Source organism: Nonomuraea phyllanthi (genome assembly GCF_006334985.2).
Lineage (GTDB): Bacteria > Actinomycetota > Actinomycetes > Streptosporangiales > Streptosporangiaceae > Nonomuraea > Nonomuraea phyllanthi.
This window is the reverse complement of the sequence record NZ_VDLX02000017.1, coordinates 207,239-225,533: the sequence shown is the minus strand read 5'-3', so window position 1 is coordinate 225,533 and position 18,295 is coordinate 207,239. Positions and strand designations below refer to the sequence as shown.

The following is an 18,295-nucleotide window of genomic DNA, read 5'->3' as shown; positions in this document are numbered from 1 at the left end:
TCGTGCACAAGGATCTCCTGCGGCTCATGCGGGCCGAGCGGTCGGTTCGCCGCCATCTGGCCGTGACGATGGTCGCGGCGGTGCTGGCGGGGCTGCTCGTGCTGGTGCAGGCCGAACTTCTGGCCGGGGTGCTGTCCGGCAGGTTCACCGCCGCCGCGCTCGGCGCGCTGGCGGCGGTGGTAGGCGTGCGGGCGCTGCTCGCCTGGACCCAGGGCGTCTTCGCCGGGCGCACCGCGACCGGCGTCAAGTCGGCGCTGCGCCACCGGCTGCTCGGCCGCCTGCGTGACCTCGGGCCGGGGCGGCTCACCGCCCACCGCTCCGGCGAGCTCGTCACGCTGACCGGGCGCGGCCTGGACGGGCTCGACGCCTACCTGACGGGCTACCTGCCGTCGATCGCGGTGGCCGGGGTGGTGCCGCTCGCGGTGCTGGTCCGGCTCTTCGCCGCCGACCTGGGCAGCGCCGTGATCGTGCTGATCACGCTGCCGCTGATCCCCGTCTTCGGCGCCCTGGTGGGCATGACCACCAAGGCCGTCACCGAGCGCCAGTTCCGCGCCCTGTCGCGGCTCGGCGGCCACTTCCTGGACGTCGTACGCGGCCTGCCCACCCTGCGCGCCTTCGGCCGGGCCCGCTACCAGGCGGGCGTCATCGAGCAGATCGCGGACGCGCACCGCAGCGCCACGATGCGGACCCTGCGGGTGGCGTTCCTGTCGTCGCTGGTGCTGGAGCTGTGCGCGTCGCTGTCGCTGGCGCTGGTGGCGGTGCCCATCGGGCTGCGCCTGCTCGGCGGGTCGCTGGACCTGACGACGGCGCTGCTGGTGCTGCTGCTGGCGCCCGAGGCGTACCTGCCGCTGCGGGCGATGGGGACGCGCTTCCACGCCTCCATGGAGGGGGTGGCCGCCGCCGACGCGGCCTTCGCCGTACTGGACGGGTCCGAGTCCGAGCCGGTACGGCGGCCCGCCCCCGCCGTGCCGCCCGCCGGGGCGCCGGAGATCCGCCTGGAGAACGTCACCGTCCGCTACCCCGGCCGGGACGGCGCCGCGCTGGAGAACGTCTCCCTCACCATCGGGCCGCGCGAGCGCGTGGCGCTCGTCGGCGAGAGCGGCGGCGGCAAGAGCACGCTACTCCACCTCATCCTCGGCTTCGTCGAGCCGTCGGAGGGACGGGTCCTCGTCGACGGGACGGACCTGCGCGAGCTGGACCTGGAGGGGTGGCGGGCGCGGCTGGCGTTCGTGGCGCAGCGGCCGCACCTGTTCGCCACGTCGGTGGCCGGCAACATCCGGCTCGGGTCTCCCTCGGCCACCCTGGACGAGGTCCGCCGGGCGGCCGCCGCCGCGCACGCCGACTTCGTGGACGGGCTGCCCCAGGGCTTCGACACCGTGCTCGGGGAGCGCGGCACCAACCTGTCGGCGGGCCAGCGGCAGCGGATCGCGCTCGCCCGGGCCTTCTGCCGGCCCGGGGCGTCGGTGCTGCTGCTGGACGAGCCGACGGCGCGGCTGGACGGGCGGAGCGAGGCAGCCGTGGTGGCGGCCACCGCCGGGCTCGCACAGGACCGCACGGCCGTCATCGTCGCCCACCGGCCCGCCATGATCGACCTGGCGGACCGGGTCATCCGCGTCCACGAGGGCCGCGTGGTGTCCGACACCGTCCGTCGGGACAGGGCCTCTGGCGCGGCCGGAGACGACAACTCCCCCACCACCGCAACCGGCCCAGCGGGTCCGACAGGCTCGGGCTCCGGAGATTCGGCCGGCTCGGAGGGCTCGGGGCACTCAATCGGCTCAGCGAGCGCGGCGGGCTCGGGCGGCGCGGCGGGTGCGCGGCCGAGCACGACAGCAGATGCCGCAGCGGACGCGCTCCCGAGCACGACAGCGGGTGCCGGAGCGGACGCGAGGCCGGGCTCGACGGAGGGCACGGCACCGGGTTCTGCGGCGGGCGCGGCGGTGAACCCCAGGAGCGAGCGCCCGGACGGCGACCTCGCGTCAGAGGGGGACGCCGCAAGGGCGCGATCGGGCGAAAGGAGCGGGCGGTGAACCGGCGTATGGGAACGCGGCTGGTGTGGGCGGTGCTGGCCGGGGCCGCGGCCGACCTGGCCGGGCTCGGGCTCATCGCCGCCGCCGCGTGGCTGATCACCAGGGCCGCCCAGCAGCCGCCCCTCGCCGCCCTGAGCGTGGCGATCGTGGCGACCAGGGCGTTCGCCACCAGCAAGGGCGTCTTCCGCTACGCCGAGCGGCTGACCGGGCATGACGTCGCGCTCCGCGCCCAGGCGAGCACCCGGGAACGCCTCTACCACGCGCTCATCCCGCCCCAGCAGCCCCGCCACGGAGGCGCCGACCTGCTCAGCCGCATGGTCGACGACACCGAGGCCGTGCAGGACCTGCTCGTCCGCTGCCTGCTCCCCGCCGCGGCGGCCGCGACCGCGGGGCTGGCGGCCGTGGTCATCGGGCTGGCCGTCCTGCCGGTGACGGCGCTGGTGCTGGTGGCCGGGCTGGTGCTGGCCGGGGTGGTCCTGCCCGCCGGTACGGCCGCCGCCGCCCGCCGATGGTCGGCCAGGATCGCCCCGGCCAGGGCGGCGCTGGCGGGCCGGGTGGCGGACCTGGTGCACGGCTCCGCCGACCTGGCCGCTTACGGCGCCGACGAGGAGGCGCTGGCCAAGGCGCTGGCGGCCGATGAGTCCCTGGCCGCGCTCGAACGCCGCCAGGCCCGTGTCCACGCCGCCGCCCTCGCCGGCGGCACCCTGATCCAGGGGCTGACGGTGGCGGCCGTCGTCCTGCTCGCCCAGGGGGCGGGCGCCGGCTCGGTCGCCACGGCCGTGCTCGCGCTGACCGCCCTGGTGTCGTTCGAGCCGGTGCTGCCGCTGGCGGCGGCGGGCGAGCGCCTGGCGGGGATCATGGCGGCGCTGCGACGCCTGCGCGACGTCCGCTCCGCCGCCCCCGCCGTCGCGGAGCCCGCCACGCCCGCGCCCCTGCCCGGGTCCCCGCTCACCGTCGAGATCGCCGACCTGGTGGTCCGCCACCCCAGCGGTCGTGAGGTCGCACTCTCGGACACCGTGCACGACAGCGGCGATGAGGTCCGGAGTCCGGCTGTCGCACGGTCCGGTGCCCGGCCGGCCGCCGGTTCCGACACCCTGCACGCGGGTGGTCACGGCTCCGCCCTCAACGGCGACGGCCGCGTCCTCAACGGCGATCGCCCGGCACGCCACGACGCCGCCGGTGACGGCACCGCGCCCCCCACCACGACGGCCCACGCGACGGCAGGGCGGGCCGTGGAGCGTTCAGGTGCGGCGGATCAGACGAGGGGCGGTGTCCCGGCGCGGCCCGCGTTGGACGGGGTGTCGCTGACGCTCACCCCCGGCAAGCGGGTAGCGATCATCGGCCCCAGCGGCGCGGGCAAGAGCACGTTGCTGGCCGCGCTCATGCGCCTGGTCGAGCCCGAGTCCGGGCACATCCGCGTCAACGGCACCGACCTCCGCGACCTGGCCGGCGACGACGTGCGTACGCTCATGACCGGCCTCACCCAGGACCCGTACATCTTCCGCGCCACCCTCCGCGACAACCTGCGCCTGGCCGGTCCCGAGGCGGGAGACGAGGCGATCGAGCGGGCCGTGCGGGAGGCCAGGCTCGACGGCTGGGTGGAGCGGACCGGCTGGGACACGGAGCTGGGCGAGGACGGCAGGACCGTGTCCGGCGGCCAGCTGCAGCGGCTGGCGCTGGCCAGGGCGCTGCTGTACGACCCGCCCGTGCTGCTGCTGGACGAGCCGGCCGAGGCGCTCGACGAGGAGACGGCCGACCGGCTGATGGCGGACCTGCTGGACGTCACCAGGGACCGCACCACGCTCCTCGTCACGCACCGGCTCAAGGGGCTGGAGGGCGTGGACGAGGTGGTCGTGCTCGAAGAGGGCCGCGTCGTCCAGAGGGGGCGGCATGACGAGCTCGTCGCCGTGCCCGGCTACTACCGCGATCTGTGGGAGTCCGAGGTTCTGACCAGGCGCTGAGGCCCCTGGCGGAGGTGAGGGCTTGAGTTGGCGCGGTAATCTGGTTTAAAGTACAAACCAGTTTGAGCCAAGGAGGGGTTTGCGATGACGAGCGACGAAGAAGACGCGCCGAGCCCCGAGGAGATACTGCGGGTCATCCAGGAGCAGCGCGTCGCCACCGTGCGGTGGCTGCGCGGCGACCCCCTCCTGCTCTACGCCCCGTGGGGCGTCGCCTGGCTGCTCGGCTACACCGCGCTCTTCCTGCACTACGGCCTCGACGGCCACCCGTACGCGCCGATCTCCCTGAGCCAGGCGCTGGGCGTGCTGATGGGCGCGCAGATCGTCGCGGGAGCGGTGTCGGCGTTCGAGATCGCGCGGATGAGCGGCGGGGTCCGGGGCCACCAGTCGGCCAGGGGCACGATGTATGGGTACGGGTGGCTCGCCGGGATGCTGCTCATGATCATCATCGGCGTGCGGCTGAGCATGATCCTCCCGCCTGGCGAGGCCGCGCTGCTGTGGGGCGGCGGGACGCTCATGGTCGTGGCGGTCATGTACATGGCCGGGGGCGCGATCTGGCTCAACTGGGAGATGTTCTTCATCGGCGCCTGGGTCGCGGCCGTCGACGCCGTGGGCGTGCTGATGGGCGTGGGCTGGTTCCTGCTCCTGACGGCCGTGCTGCTGGGCGGCGGCTTCATCGCGATCGGCCTGTGGCTGAGGCGACGGAGGTGACCGCCGACAAGGCGCTGCCGGAGCTGGACCCGGTGATCCACGCGCAGGCCAGGCTGCGGGTGGTGGCCGCCCTCAACGTGCTGGGCGACGGGAACGAGATGGCCTTCCCGACGCTGAAGGACCTGCTCGACATGACCGCGGGCAACCTCTCGGTGCACCTGACCAAGCTGGAGGACGCCGGATACGTCCGGATCACCAAGACGCACAAGGGCCGCACACCGGTCACGTACGTGGCGCTCACGAAGCGGGGGCGAGCGGCCTTCGAGGACTACACCAAGGCCATTCGCGCCTTGCTCGACAACGCTGGAGGAACATCATGACCGTCCTCGCCAGGACGATCGAGGCCACGCGCCGCTACGGCGACGTGCTGGCGCTCGACCGCGTCTCGCTCGACATCCGGGCGGGAGAGCTGGTCGGGCTGCTCGGCCCGAACGGCGCGGGCAAGTCCACCCTGATCAACCTGTTCGTCGGGCTGCGCCGCCCGACCTCCGGCACGGTCGAGCTGCTCGGCGGCTCCCCGGGCGACCCGGTCACCAGGCGCGGCATAGGCGTGACCCCGCAGGAGACGGGCCTGCCGGAGTCGTTAAGGGTCGGCGAGATCGTCGACTTCATCTCAGCGCATTTCCCGAAAAAGGTGGAGAAGGGGGAGCTGCTGGCGCGGTTCGGCCTCAGCGACCTGATCAAGCGGCAGATCGGCGGCCTGTCCGGCGGGCAGAAGCGGCGGCTGGCCGTGGCGCTCGCGTTCGCGGGCGAGCCGAAGCTGGTCTTCCTCGACGAGCCCACGACCGGCCTCGACGTCGAAGCCAGGCGCGCGCTGTGGGACGGCGTCCGGGCCTTCCACGAGGACGGCGGCACCGTGCTGCTCACCAGCCACTACCTCGAGGAGATCGAGGCCCTCGCCGAGCGGGTCGTGGTGGTGGGCCGCGGCCGGGTGCTGGCCGACGACACCGTGCGGGCCGTACGCGACATCGTGGGGGTGCGGCGCGTCTCCCTGTCCGCCGCGGATCTGCCCGACCTGCCCGGCGTGATCGGCTCGGAACGCGAGGACGGGCGCGTGCACCTGCTGACCACCGATCCCGACCGGCTGGTCGTCGAGCTGGTGCGGAGCGGCGCGCCGTTCTCCGGGCTCGAGATCAGGCCGTCCACCCTGGAGGAGGCCTTCCTCACCATCACCTCGAAGGAGTCCGCGCATGCCTAGCCTGGTCCTCGCACACACCCGATATTTCGTGATCGAGTCCATCCGGGTGCCGATCGGCATTCTGGCCAGCGCGCTGTTCCCCGCCATCGCGATGCTGGCGTTCGTGGTGCCGTTCGCGGGAGGCGATCCGCAGGCCGCCACCATGGCGACGGCGTCGATGATGTTCTTCGGCGCGATGTCCGGCGCGCTGACCGGGCTGGCCATCAATGTGGCGCAGGACCGCGAGCAGCCCTGGAACCCCTACCTGCGCACGCTCCCCGCGGGCCCCTTCCCCCGCTTCGTCGGGCGCATCCTGTCCACGGTCGCCGTGATGCTGCTGTCGGTGATCCCGGTGCTGCTGGAGGCGGTGCTCCTCACCGAGGCCACGATCACGCCGGTACGGCTGCTGCTCGGGCTGGCCGTGCTGGTGGCGAGCGGGATCCCGTTCATGCTGATGGGCCTGCTCATCGGCTTCCTGCTGAGCTCGAAGGCCGCGATCGCGGTCTCGCAGCTCCTGTTCTTCCCGCTGGCGATCGTGGGCGGGCTGCTGCTGCCGCCGGCCGTACTGCCCGGCTTCGTCGACACGATCTCGCCGTTCACGCCCGCGAGGGGGGCGGCCGAGCTGCTGTGGGCGGCGACGGCGGGCAGCACCCCGGACGCGGTCGCCCTCGTCATGCTGGCCGTGTGGACCGTGGTGCTGGCAGTGGCGGCCGGCTGGGCCTACCGGCGCGACGAGGGCCGGCGCTTCTCCTGAGCCTCCGGAAAAGAGGGGGGGTGTGCCGCCGAGTCCGCAGCGATCTCAACGGCACACCCGTCCAAGAGGGGGTCCTGTTATTTCTTCTCTTGCAGGGTCACGGTGACCTCATGGGTCGAACCGTTCCTCATGTATGTGATCTTGACCTGTTGGCCCGGTTTGAAACCTCTGACCTGCCCAACTACAGTATCTCCCCCGTCAACCGCCTTGTTACCGATCTTGGTGATCAGGTCGCCCTGCTGCAGGCCGGCCTCGGCCGCCGGGCTTCCGTCGGTGACCTGCCTGATGAGGGCGCCCGGCACGTCGCCGGTCGCGTCGGTGACGCTCACGCCGAGGAACGCGTGGCTGACCTTGCCGCTGCTGATGAGCTGCTCGGCGACCTGCTTGGCGGTGTTGACCGGGATGGCGAAGCCGACGCCGCCGCCCGCCGCGTCGGAGGCGATGGCGGTGTTGATGCCGATCAGCTCGCCCGCCGCGTTCACCAGCGCGCCGCCGGAGTTGCCGGGGTTGATGGAGGCGTCGGTCTGGATCGCGCCGGCGATGGTGGTGACCGCGCCGCCCTGGCCCGGGTCCTGGCCCCAGCCCGGCGGGATCTGCTGGCGCTGCTCGCCGCCGACGCTCAGGGTGCGGTCGAGCGCGCTGACGATACCCGCGGTGACGGATCCGTCCAGGCCGAGCGGACTGCCGATGGCCAGCACCGGGTCGCCCACCCGGACGATGTCGCTGTCGCCGAGCGTGGCCTTGGTCAGCCCCGACATGCCTTCCGCCCTGATGACGGCGAGGTCGGTGGCGGGGTCGGTGCCGACGACGGCGGCCCTGGCGGTCTTGCCGTCGTTGAACTTGACGGTCATCTGGCCGCCGCCCTCGCTCGCGCCCTCGACCACGTGGTTGTTGGTGAGGATGAGCCCGTCCTCGGAGAGCACGACGCCGGAGCCCTCGCCGGTCTGCCCCTGGATCATCACGACACTGGGCTGCACCTTGTCGGCGACCTCGGCGATGGTGAGCTGGTTGGAGGCCGACTTGAAGACGGGGCTCGGCGTGGCGCTGCTGGCCAGCGGCTCGGGCTGGAACGTGTTGGCGACGAAGCCGCCCACCACGCCGCCGGCGACGGCCGTCGCGGCCAGGGCCAGGCCGGCGACGGCCTTGCGCACCGACACGACGCCGGGCTTCTTCGGGGGCGAGGGCGGGGGAAGCGGCTGTCCCAGGATCTGCGTGTCCGTGCGGGGGAAGCCCCCGGCGGCCGGCGGGGTGCTGCCGAACTGGCTCCACCCGCCGGTGCCCTGCTCGTGAGGCTCGTTCGCGTTCATCTGTCATCTCCCTCAAGTCCCGATGACTCAAGGGTGCCAACACGCGCGTAAGAGCTGGTTAAGCCGGTCATGGGAGCCGTCTGAGACGGTTGAGAGCGGCTTTATCGATCCAGGTCAAGGACTGGACACCGGCACGAAGAAAATCGCCGGAAATTTACCGGCGAACCGGCCAGTACTCATCGCGGAGCAGCCGCTTGTAAAGCTTGCCTGTCGGATGGCGCGGCAACTCCTCGCGGAAGTCGACCGACTTCGGGCACTTGTAGTGCGCCAGGCGTTCGCGGCAGTACGCGATGAGCTCAGCCTCCAGCTCCGGCCCGGCCTCGGCCGGCGAGACCGGCTCCACCACGGCCTTGACCTGCTCCCCCATCTCCTCGTCCGGCACCCCGAACACCGCCACGTCGGCCACCTTCGGGTGCACCGACAGCACGTTCTCGGCCTCCTGCGGGTAGATGTTCACGCCACCCGAGATGATCATGTACGAGCGGCGGTCGGTGAGGTAGAGGAAGCCGTCGTCGTCCAGGCGGCCGATGTCGCCGAGCGTGGTCCAGCCCCGTCCCTTCGGGTCGTGCGCGGAGCGGGTCTTGTCCGGGTCGCCGTGATACTCGAACGTGGCGCCGCTCTCGAAGTAGACCGTGCCGTGCTCGCCGGGCGGCACGTCGTCGCCCTCCTCGTCGCAGACGTGCACGACGCCGAGCAGCGAGCGGCCGACCGTGCCCTTGTGGCGCAGCCAGTCCTCGGAGTTGACGTAGAGGAAGCCGTTGCCCTCGGTGCCCGCGTAGTACTCGTGGATGATCGGGCCCCACCAGTCGATCATCTGCTCCTTGACCGGCACGGGGCAGGGCGCGGCGGCGTGAATCGCGCACTGCAGCGAGGACAGGTCATACTTTTTCCGGACTTCTTCCGGAAGTTTGATCATCTTGATGAACATCGTCGGCACGAGCTGCGAGTGCGTCACCCCGTACCGCTCCACCAGCGCGAGGAAGCGCTCGGCGTCGAAGCGCTCCATCACCACCACCGTGGCTCCGAGCTGCTGGAACGTCAGGCTGTAGCGCAGCGGCGCGGCGTGGTAGAGCGGCGCGGGCGAGAGGTAGACGCTGTCGGCCGACGGGGCGAACAGGCCCTGGACGAGCCTGAACAGCATGCCCGGCTCGGTGAGCGGCCCGTGCGCGGAGGGGATCTTCACACCCTTCGGCCGCCCCGTGGTGCCGGAGGAGTAGAGCATGTCGACGCCCGCGCACTCGTCGCCGATCGGGGTGGCCGGCTGCCGGGCGACCGCCTCCTCGTACGGCTCGAAGCCCTCGGCCACGCCGTCGAGCATGAGCCGCACCTCGACGCCGGGCGTGGCCGCGGTGATCGAGCCCGCCACGCCGGCGAGGCCGGCGCTGGTGATGAACGCCCGGGCGCCGCAGTTGTTCACGATGTAGGCCAGCTCCTCGCTCTGGAGCCGGGAGCTGATGGGCGTGTAGTACAGGCCCGAGCGGTGCGCGGCCCAGGCGACGGTCAGGAAGAGCGGGTGGTTGGGGAGCATGAAGGCGATGTGGTCGCCCGGGCGCAGGCCGGCCGCGCGGAACAGGTGGGCCAGCCGGTTCGACTCCTCGTCCAGCTCGCGGTAGGTGATGATCCGTCCGGAGCCCGCCATGATCACAGCGGGCTTGTCTGGGGTGACTGCTGCGATGGCTCCCGGATACATGACCGAACCTTATTCGGTCGTACGGCCCCGCGCCAGCACCCCTTCCCACCCGGGCCAGGACCCGCCGCTTACACAATTACGATCGCCGTGAGCGAACATCGGCAAGAGAGGGAACAACGACGGGCTCCAATGAATTGAGTCGGTATAACTCAACCCTTTGGAGTTCGCATGAGTGAGAGTCTGATCCTCCCGGTCCTGCCGCTGGACGACGAGGTCGTCCTCCCGGGCATGGTCGTTCCGCTGGACCTGTCCGACTCCGAGGTGCGGGCTGCCATCGACGCGGCCCGTGCATCCGGTGGCAACAAGCCGCAGGTCCTGCTCGTTCCCCGGATCGACGGCCGCTACGGCGCGGTCGGCGTGCGGGCCGTGGTCGAGCAGGTCGGGAGGCTGCCCGGCGGCGAGCCCGCCGCCGTGGTGCGCGGCGTCGGCCGCGTCCGCGTGGGCACCGGCACGACCGGGCCTGGCGCCGCGCTGTGGGTCGAGGCCGACACGATCGACACCGTCCCCGCCGGCGAGCGCGCCCAGGAGCTGGCCAGGGAGTACAAGACGCTGGCCACCACGATCCTGCAGAAGCGCGGCGCCTGGCAGGTGGTCGACCAGGTCAACCAGATCGACGACCCCTCGGTGCTGGCCGACAGCTCCGGCTACACCCCCTGGCTGACCACGGCGCAGAAGGTCGAGCTGCTGGAGGCCGCCGACCCCGCCGACCGGCTGGCCAAGCTGGTCGAGTGGTCCCGCGAGCACCTCGCCGAGCTCGACGTCGCCGAGACGATCCGCAAGGACGTCCAGGAGGGCATGGAGAAGCAGCAGCGCGAGTTCCTGCTGCGCCAGCAGCTCGCCGCCGTACGCAAGGAGCTCAAGGAGCTCAACGGCGACACCGAGACCGAGGAGGAGGACTACCGCTCCCGCGTCGAGGCCGCCGACCTGCCGGAGAAGGTGCGCGAGGCCGCGCTCAAGGAGGTCGACAAGCTGGAGCGGACCTCCGACCAGTCGCCCGAGACCGGCTGGATCCGCACCTGGCTGGACACGGTGCTCGACATCCCCTGGAACGTCCGTACCGAGGACAACTACGACATCACCGGCGCGCGTGGCGTGCTGGACGCCGACCACACGGGCCTGTCCGACGTGAAGGACCGCATCATCGAGCACCTGGCTGTGCGCAAGCGCCGCCAGGACAAGGGCCTCGGCGTCGTGGGAGGGCGCCGCAGCGGCGCCGTGCTGGCCCTGGCCGGCCCTCCCGGGGTCGGCAAGACGTCGCTCGGCGAGTCCGTGGCCCGGGCGATGGGCCGCAAGTTCGTCCGCGTCGCGCTCGGCGGCGTGCGCGACGAGGCCGAGATCCGCGGCCACCGTCGCACCTACGTCGGCGCGCTGCCCGGCCGCATCGTGCGCGCGATCCGCGAGGCCGGCTCGATGAACCCGGTCGTCCTGCTCGACGAGGTCGACAAGGTCGGCGCCGACTACCGCGGCGACCCGACGGCCGCCCTGCTGGAGGTGCTCGACCCGGCCCAGAACCACACGTTCCGCGACCACTACCTCGAGGTCGAACTGGACCTGTCCGACGTGCTGTTCCTCGCGACGGCCAACGTCCTGGAGGCCATCCCCGGGCCGCTGCTCGACCGGATGGAGGTCGTCACCCTCGACGGCTACACCGAGGACGAGAAGGTCGCGATCGCCCGCGACCACCTGCTGCCCAGGCAGCGGGAGCTGGCCGGCCTGACCGCGGAGGAGGTCACGGTCGAGGACGCGGCGCTGCGCAGGCTGGCCGCCGAGTACACCCGCGAGGCCGGCGTCCGGTCGCTGGAGCGCGCCGTCGCCCGCGTCCTGCGGAAGGTGGCGGCCAAGGACGAGCTGCCGGTCACCGTCGGCGAGGACGACCTCGTGGGCTACCTGGGCCGGCCGAGGTTCGTGCCGGAGTCGTCCCTGCCGGAGACCGCCCAGCGCACCTCGGTGCCGGGCGTGGCCACGGGCCTGGCCGTCACCGGCGCCGGCGGCGACGTCCTGTACGTCGAGGCGTCCCTCGCCGACCCCGAGACCGGCGAGACGGGCCTCACGCTGACCGGCCAGCTGGGTGACGTGATGAAGGAGTCGGCCAGGATCGCGCTGTCCTACCTGCGCTCGCACGGAGCGGAGCTGGAGCTGCCGGTCACCGCGCTGAAGGACCGCTCGGTGCACGTGCACTTCCCGGCGGGCGCCGTGCCCAAGGACGGCCCGTCGGCGGGCGTGACGCTGACGACCGCGCTGGCGTCCCTGCTGTCCGGCCGCCAGGTGCGCAGCGACGTGGCCATGACCGGCGAGATCTCGCTGACCGGGCGGGTCCTGCCGATCGGCGGCGTCAAGCAGAAGCTGCTGGCGGCGCACCGCGCGGGCATCACCACCGTCCTCGTCCCGGCCCGCAACGAGCCGGACCTGGACGACGTGCCCGAGGAGGTCAGGAAGGAGCTGACCATCCACCCGGTCAGCGACGTGCGCGAGGTCCTGGACATCGCGCTGACCCCGGCGGCGGTGGCCACCACCACGGTCGCCGCCTGACCCAGGACATAAATGGGCGAATCATTCAGTCGTTTGACTGGATGATTCGCCCATGCTGTCATGAGGGCATGCTGTACGAGACGCCGGCGCTGGAGCCCGCCGACAAGGCCGTCCTCGAGGAGATCGAGCAGATGCGGCGCGACCTGAAATACCGGCTCGCCGAGACGCACCGGTGGGACGGGCAGCTGCGCAGGCAGCTGCAGGCGCGGGCGATCCAGGGCTCCAACTCGATCGAGGGCTACCGGGCCAGCGTCGAGGACATCGAGTCGATCATGGAGGGCGAGGAGCCCCTGGAGACGTCGGCGCCGGTGGCCCAGGAGATCGCGGGGTACCAGCAGGCGCTGACCTACATCCAGCTGCTGTCGCGAGCGGCGGCGTTCCGCTATGACGTCGGGCTGCTCAACGCGCTCAACTTCATGATGATCGGCCATCACCGCGACAAAACCCCCGGCGTGACACGCCCGGGCGGCATCTATGTGCGCAACTCGGCGACAGGAGAGGTCGTCTATGAGGGCCCGGATGCCGACCAGGTGCCCGGCCTGATGGACCGGCTCGCCGAATGGCTCAACGGCGGGGACCTCGATGCGCCGAGCTACGTGCGCGGCGCCATGGCCCATTTCAACCTTGTCGCGATCCATCCATGGCGTGATGGAAACGGCAGGATGTCGCGAGCCTTGCAGACGCTGGTCCTCGGCAGGGACCAGATTCTCACGCCCGAGTTCTGCTCCATCGAGGAATGGCTCGGCCTCGGCGAGAACACGATCGACTACTACCGCGCGCTTCGCGAGGTCCAGCAGGGCTCGTGGCGGCCGCACGGTGAGACGCTCAGCTGGGTGCGGTTCTGCTTGAGGGCGCATCACATGCAGGCCCAGCGGGTCCGCCGGCGGCTGGCCGAAGCCGGCGAGATCTGGATGCTCCTGGAGGAACAGGTCGACGCCGACGGCCTCAACAGCCGCACCGTCTCCGCGCTCTACGAGGTGTTCGTGAACCGGCGGCTGCGCAGGAGCCGCTACCAGGGCGACGAGGGCCTCAGCCAGGGGCAGGCCGCCCGTGACCTGCGCGAGCTCGCCGCCAAGGGCTGGCTGCGGCCGTACGGCGAGACCAAGGGGCGCTTCTACGCCCCGGGGCCGCGCATGGAGCGGATCAAGGCCGACTTCGCGGGGCGGGTCACGCCCCTGCGCGACCCGTACCGCTAGGTCTGGAGCTGTTCGAGCAGGTCGGCCGCCACGGCGAGGACGCGGCACTCGGCGGGGGTGAGCTCGCGGGCCAGCGCCTCGGCCAGCCACCGGTCCGTGGTGCCGGCCCGCCGGGTGAGCGTCGCGGCGCCGCTGTCGGTGAGGACGATCAAGTGCCTGCGGCGGTCGTCCTCGTCGCGCGAGCGGCGGATCAGGCCCTGCTCCTCCAGCGAGGCGAGCGCGCGGGTGACGGACTGGGGCTGGAGGTGCTCGGCGGTGGCGAGCTCTCCCGCGGTCATCGCGCCGCGGCCGCCGTCGGAGCCCTCGCCACGAGCGGCGTCTCCCTGGAGCGCGGCGGCTGGAAACGGCCGGTCGAGGCGGGGGCCGTGGTGGCGGGCACGGCCGTGGCGGGGCTCGCCGGGGTCGCCGTCGCGGGGCGGGGCTGGATCACCGCGGTGACCGTCGTTCTGGTCGCGGGCCTGCTCGCGGTGGTGGGCGGGATCAGCCGACCGATGGCCGAGCACGGCACCCGCTTCATCGTCTTCATGGTCATCACCACCGGGATGGCGCACGCCGTCGAGCCGGACGCCGCCGCCGGGCTATTCGCCGCGGGGGCGCTCTGGGGCCTGCTGGTCACCGCCCTCTGCGTCCACGCCGGACGTCCACGGGGTGGTGCCCACGAGCCCGGGCCCGCCCCTGCGGTGCGCGCGTCGCTGCGGCGCTGGCGGGGGACGCTGCGAAGCACGCGCGGATGGGAGCACCCCATCCGCCTGACCTCGTGCCTCGTGCTGCTCGTCGCCCTGCTGGCCGCGCTCAGGCCGGTCTTCAAGGACCACCACTACACGCTGTACGCGACCGTCATGATGCCGCTCGTCCTCCTGCTCATGGAGGGCGGCGGGCGTGTGGCACCCGCCACGGTCGGGTATCGGCTCGCGGACACGGTCATCGGCTGCGTGCTCGCCCTGGGGCTCGGATACCTCCCCTGGGCGGCACGCCGGGAAGGAGGTCTCCGTGCCGTCCTGGGCTGAGCACGCGATCTGGTGGCACGTCTACCCGCTCGGGTTCACCGGGGCGCCCGCCACCGCGGCGGGCGCGCCCGTCACCCACCGGCTGCGGCACCTGGAGTCGTGGCTCGACTACGCCGCCGAGCTGGGCTGCACCGGCCTCCAGCTCGGCCCGATCTTCGCCTCCGAGTCCCACGGCTACGACACCGTCGACCACTTCAGGATCGACCCCCGCCTCGGTGACGACCGCGACTTCGACTCCCTCGTCGCCAGGGCGGGCGACCGCGGCCTGCGGGTCGTCCTCGACGGCGTCTTCAACCACGTGGGCCGCTCCTTCCAGGCCGGCGAGCGCTGGTTCAGGCGCGGTCCCGGCGGCTACGAGGTCTTCGAGGGCCACCACGGGCTCGTCGCGCTCGACCACGCCGAGCCGGCCGTGCGGGCGCACGTGGCGGGCGTGCTCGACCACTGGCTCGCCCGCGGCGCCTCTGGGTGGCGGCTCGACGCGGCCTACGCCGTGCCGGCCCGGTTCTGGAGGGAGGTCCTCCCCGGGGTACGCGCCCGGCATCCGGAGGCGTGGTTCGGCGGCGAGATGATCCACGGCGACTACGCCGCCTACGTCACGGAGTCGGGGCTCGACTCGGTCACCCAGTACGAGCTGTGGAAGGCCATCTGGAGCTCGCTGAACGACCGCAACCTCTTCGAGCTCGCCTGGGCCCTCGACCGCCACGACCGGCTGCTCGACACCTTCGTGCCGCTCACCTTCGTCGGCAACCACGACGTCACCAGGCTCGCCACCCGGCTCGACGACCCACGCCATCTGGGTCACGCGCTGGCCGTGCTGTTCACCGTCGCGGGACTGCCCAGCGTCTACTACGGCGACGAGCGGGCGTTCCAGGGGCTCAAGGAGGAGCGGGCGGGCGGCGACGACGCGATCAGGCCGGCGTTCCCGGCGGAGCCCGGCGGCCTGGCGGCGTCCGGGGCGGAGACGTACCTGCTGCACCGGCGGCTCATCGGCCTCCGCAGGCGCCACCCGTGGCTGCACCGGGCCAGGACCACGGCCGAGCACCTCACCAACACGGCCGTCGCGCTCCGCAGCCGCCCCGCCCCCGGTTCCGGGCCGGCCGGCGAGGAGGTCGTCACGTTGCTGAACCTCGGCGACCGGCCGCACCGCTTCCCCGGCCTGCGCGAGGTCCCGCCGCACGCCTGGGAGATCGTCGAGGAGAAGTGAGGCGGCTCACACGACGTGCCGGGAATGGTGCGAAGCGGCGGGCATGTTAGGACAGGCGTGAAAGAGAACGTCATGTGTTGTCAGGGCCGAATGCCGAGCCGCTGAGCCGCCACGCCCGACCCGTTCTCTTCCCCCGAGGCCACCCTCATGATCGCACCCGGTTTCGTCCTGCGCAGGCTGAGCCACCTGCCTTTCCACCCCGGCACCGGCTGACGCCGTACCCGCTCTTCCGGTGTTGTACGTTTCCGCGGCCCGCCACCGGGCCGCGCTCAGCCATGGGGATGTTCCGTGATCCAGGCGTCAGGCCTGCGCAAACAGTACGGGGACACCGTCGCCCTCGACGGCGTCGACCTGCACGTACGCGAGGGTGAGATCTTCGGCGTGCTCGGCCGGAGCGGCGCCGGCAAGAGCACGCTGCTGCGCTGCGTCAACCTGCTCGAACGCCCCACCGCGGGCACCGTCACCGTGGCGGGCCAGGACCTGACCGCGCTGCGCAGCGCCGAGCTGAACCGCGCCAGGCAGCGCATCGGCATGATCCACCAGCACTTCGCGCTGCTGAGCTCGCGCACGGTCGCGGGCAACGTGGCGTTCCCGCTGGAGGTCATGGGCGTGCCCAGGCGCGAGCGCGAGCGCCGCGTCGCCGAACTGCTCGACCTGGTGGGTCTCCAGGGGCGCGGCAAGGACCGGCCGAACCAGCTGTCGGGCGGCCAGAAGCAGCGGGTCGGCATCGCCAGGGCGCTGGCCGGCAACCCCTCCGTGCTGCTGTCGGACGAGGCCACCTCCGCGCTCGACCCGGCCACCACCCAGTCGATCCTCGCGCTGCTCAAGCGGCTCAACGCCGAGCTGGGCCTGACGATCCTGCTCATCACCCACGAGATGAACGTCGTCAAGAGCGTCTGCGACTCGGTCGCCATCATGGCGGGCGGGCGCATCGAGGAGTCCGGCTCCATCACCGGCCTCATCAGGACACCGGGCTCCCGCCTGACCAGGGAGATCTTCCCGCTGCCCGCGCCGGCCCCGCCCGGCTCGGTGACGCTGACGTTCACCGGCGACCCGCGGCAGCCGGTGGTGTCGGAGGTGGTCAGGAAGTTCGACGTGGACCTGAGCATCCTGGGCGGCTCCATCGAGGACCTCGCCGGCGGCTCCGTGGGCCGCCTGCGCGTCGCGCTCGAGGGGGACGACACCGCCGCCGCGCTGGACCACCTCAGGGGCGCGGGCCTGCTCGTGGAGGTGGAGGGGTCATGACCTGGGACGACATCCTGCCGCTGCTGTGGCCGGCCACCGTGGAGACCGCCGTGATGGTCGGCTGGTCGACCTTGCTGACCGCGCTGCTCGGGCTGCCGCTCGGCGTGGCACTGGTCGTGTTCGACCGGGGCGGGCTGCGGCCGCTCCCGGCGCTGAAGTCGGCGCTCGGGTTCGTGGTCAACGTCGGCCGGTCGCTGCCGTTCATCGTGCTGATGATCGCGATCATCCCCTTCACCAGGCTCGTCGTCGGCACGACCATCGGGACGGCCGCGTTCGTCGTGCCGCTCACCGTCGGCGCCGTGCCGTTCTTCGCCCGGCTCGTCGAGACGGCTCTGCGGGAGGTCGGCGCCGACGTGGTGCAGGCGGCCCAGGCCATGGGCGCGAGCCGGACCGCCATCGTGGTCAAGGTCTTGCTGCCCGAGGCGCTGCCCGGGCTGGTCGCGGGCCTGACCGTGACCGTCGTCGCGCTCGTCGGCTACTCCGCGATGGCCGGCACGCTCGGCGGCGGCGGGCTGGGCGACCTGGCCGTCCGGTACGGCTACCAGCGGTTCGAGACGCTGCTGATGATCGTGACCGTCGTCCTGCTCCTCGTGATCGTGCAAGTTCTGCAGAGTTTCGGCGACCGGGTCGCCCGGCGCCTCTCCCACAAATAAAGGAAAAATCATGAAATTTCGTGCTATAGCGGGCGTCGTTGCATTGGCCCTGTCGCTCACCGCATGCGGGACGTCGCAGTCCGCGACCAGTACGGCCGAGTCGGCCGACACGGTGCTGAAGGTGGGCGCGAGCCCGGTGCCGCACGCGGAGATCCTCGACTTCGTCAAGCGGAACCTGGCCCCGGCCGCCGGGCTGAAGCTGGAGATCGTGGAGTTCACCGACTACGTTCAGCCGAACGTGCAGCTCGACGAGGGGCAGCTGAGCGCCAACTTCTTCCAGCACAAGCCGTACCTCGACGACTTCAACGCCTCCAAGGGCACCGAGCTGAGCTTCGTCACCCCCGTCCACCTGGAGCCGCTCGGCCTGTACTCCAAGAAGATCGGCTCGGTGTCGGCGCTGGCCGACGGCGCCACCGTGGCCCTCCCCAACGACGCCACCAACCTGGGCCGCGCGCTCAAGCTGCTCGCCGACAACGGCGTGATCACCCTCAAGGACGGCGCCGGCACCACCGCCACCGAGCGCGACGTGACGGGCAATCCCAGGAATCTGCAGTTCAAGCCGCTGGAGGCGGCCCAGCTCCCGCGCTCGCTCGAAGACGTGGACGCCGCCGTGATCAACGGCAACTACGCCATCGAGGCCGGGCTCAAGCCGGCTTCGCAGGCGCTGGTGCTGGAGAAGACGGAGGGCAACCCGTACGTCAACGGCCTCGTCGTAAAGGCCGGCCACGAGAAGGACGCCAACATCGTCACACTCGGCAAGCTCCTGCAGGACCAGAAGGTCAAGGACTTCATCAAGGAGAAGTACGAGGGCTCCGTCATCCCGGCGGAGTGACCCCA

The 18,295-nt window shown here is 72.0% G+C and carries 16 protein-coding genes; 13 read left to right on the top strand and 3 right to left on the bottom strand.

Annotated features, from left to right (window positions below; translation table 11 throughout):
- Positions 1 to 2: 2 nt before the first annotated feature.
- From cydD to FH608_RS37350, 6 genes are all read left to right on the top strand, one after another.
- Positions 3 to 2,027: a thiol reductant ABC exporter subunit CydD gene (cydD, locus tag FH608_RS37375; protein WP_317135602.1), complete on the top strand. Its 2,025-nt coding sequence runs from the start codon at positions 3 to 5 to the stop codon at positions 2,025 to 2,027.
- Positions 2,024 to 3,988, top strand: coding sequence for an amino acid ABC transporter ATP-binding/permease protein (locus tag FH608_RS37370; RefSeq protein WP_226900239.1), 1,965 nt, complete (start codon positions 2,024 to 2,026; stop codon positions 3,986 to 3,988). Before cydD ends, FH608_RS37370 begins: the two co-directional genes overlap by 4 nt.
- A gap of 84 nt (positions 3,989 to 4,072) precedes the next feature.
- A complete protein-coding gene (locus FH608_RS37365) occupies positions 4,073 to 4,696 on the top strand; it encodes a hypothetical protein (protein WP_139635101.1) in 624 nt (207 codons plus the stop codon).
- On the top strand, positions 4,675 to 5,016 hold the full coding sequence (locus tag FH608_RS37360) for a transcriptional regulator (protein WP_139635100.1): 342 nt from the start codon (positions 4,675 to 4,677) through the stop codon (positions 5,014 to 5,016). The genes FH608_RS37365 and FH608_RS37360 overlap by 22 nt, the downstream gene beginning before the upstream one ends.
- On the top strand, positions 5,013 to 5,894 hold the full coding sequence (locus FH608_RS37355; protein ID WP_139635099.1) for an ABC transporter ATP-binding protein: 882 nt from the start codon (positions 5,013 to 5,015) through the stop codon (positions 5,892 to 5,894). Before FH608_RS37360 ends, FH608_RS37355 begins: the two co-directional genes overlap by 4 nt.
- A complete protein-coding gene (locus FH608_RS37350; protein WP_139635098.1) occupies positions 5,887 to 6,627 on the top strand; it encodes an ABC transporter permease in 741 nt (246 codons plus the stop codon). The genes FH608_RS37355 and FH608_RS37350 overlap by 8 nt, the downstream gene beginning before the upstream one ends.
- 77 nt (positions 6,628 to 6,704) lie before the next feature.
- Here FH608_RS37350 and FH608_RS37345 read toward each other — a convergent pair whose 3' ends face one another.
- Complete coding sequence (locus tag FH608_RS37345) at positions 6,705 to 7,934, bottom strand: S1C family serine protease (RefSeq protein ID WP_139635097.1); 1,230 nt, start codon at positions 7,932 to 7,934, stop codon at positions 6,705 to 6,707.
- A 154-nt stretch (positions 7,935 to 8,088) separates the two neighbouring features.
- The gene (locus FH608_RS37340) at positions 8,089 to 9,624 is read right to left on the bottom strand and encodes an AMP-binding protein (protein WP_139635096.1); all 1,536 of its coding nucleotides are present in this window, start codon (positions 9,622 to 9,624) and stop codon (positions 8,089 to 8,091) included.
- A 168-nt stretch (positions 9,625 to 9,792) separates the two neighbouring features.
- Between FH608_RS37340 and lon the strand changes: the two genes are divergently transcribed.
- Positions 9,793 to 12,153 (top strand): endopeptidase La, encoded by a 2,361-nt coding sequence (lon, locus tag FH608_RS37335; protein WP_139635095.1) that lies wholly within the window; start codon positions 9,793 to 9,795, stop codon positions 12,151 to 12,153.
- A gap of 68 nt (positions 12,154 to 12,221) precedes the next feature.
- Positions 12,222 to 13,349 carry a Fic family protein gene (locus FH608_RS37330; RefSeq protein ID WP_139635094.1) on the top strand — a complete coding sequence of 376 codons (1,128 nt, stop codon included), beginning with the start codon at positions 12,222 to 12,224 and terminating at the stop codon, positions 13,347 to 13,349.
- On the opposite strand, the gene FH608_RS37325 is transcribed toward FH608_RS37330, so the two are convergent.
- Positions 13,346 to 13,627, bottom strand: coding sequence for a MarR family transcriptional regulator (locus FH608_RS37325; RefSeq protein WP_139635093.1), 282 nt, complete (start codon positions 13,625 to 13,627; stop codon positions 13,346 to 13,348). The genes FH608_RS37330 and FH608_RS37325 overlap by 4 nt on opposite strands.
- Between FH608_RS37325 and FH608_RS37320 the strand changes: the two genes are divergently transcribed.
- The 5 genes from FH608_RS37320 (at position 13,595) to FH608_RS37300 (ending at position 18,290) form a co-directional block, all read left to right on the top strand.
- Entirely contained in the window at positions 13,595 to 14,356 is a 762-nt protein-coding gene (locus tag FH608_RS37320; protein ID WP_139635092.1) for an FUSC family protein, read from the top strand. The two genes, FH608_RS37325 and FH608_RS37320, sit on opposite strands and share 33 nt — an antisense overlap.
- Positions 14,340 to 15,560 carry an alpha-amylase family protein gene (locus tag FH608_RS37315; protein WP_139635091.1) on the top strand — a complete coding sequence of 407 codons (1,221 nt, stop codon included), beginning with the start codon at positions 14,340 to 14,342 and terminating at the stop codon, positions 15,558 to 15,560. The genes FH608_RS37320 and FH608_RS37315 overlap by 17 nt, the downstream gene beginning before the upstream one ends.
- A gap of 288 nt (positions 15,561 to 15,848) precedes the next feature.
- Positions 15,849 to 16,805 carry a methionine ABC transporter ATP-binding protein gene (locus tag FH608_RS37310; protein WP_139635090.1) on the top strand — a complete coding sequence of 319 codons (957 nt, stop codon included), beginning with the start codon at positions 15,849 to 15,851 and terminating at the stop codon, positions 16,803 to 16,805.
- Positions 16,802 to 17,458: a methionine ABC transporter permease gene (locus tag FH608_RS37305; RefSeq protein WP_139635089.1), complete on the top strand. Its 657-nt coding sequence runs from the start codon at positions 16,802 to 16,804 to the stop codon at positions 17,456 to 17,458. Before FH608_RS37310 ends, FH608_RS37305 begins: the two co-directional genes overlap by 4 nt.
- Positions 17,459 to 17,468: 10 nt before the next feature.
- Entirely contained in the window at positions 17,469 to 18,290 is an 822-nt protein-coding gene (locus FH608_RS37300) for a MetQ/NlpA family ABC transporter substrate-binding protein (protein ID WP_139635088.1), read from the top strand.
- Positions 18,291 to 18,295: the final 5 nt, after the last annotated feature.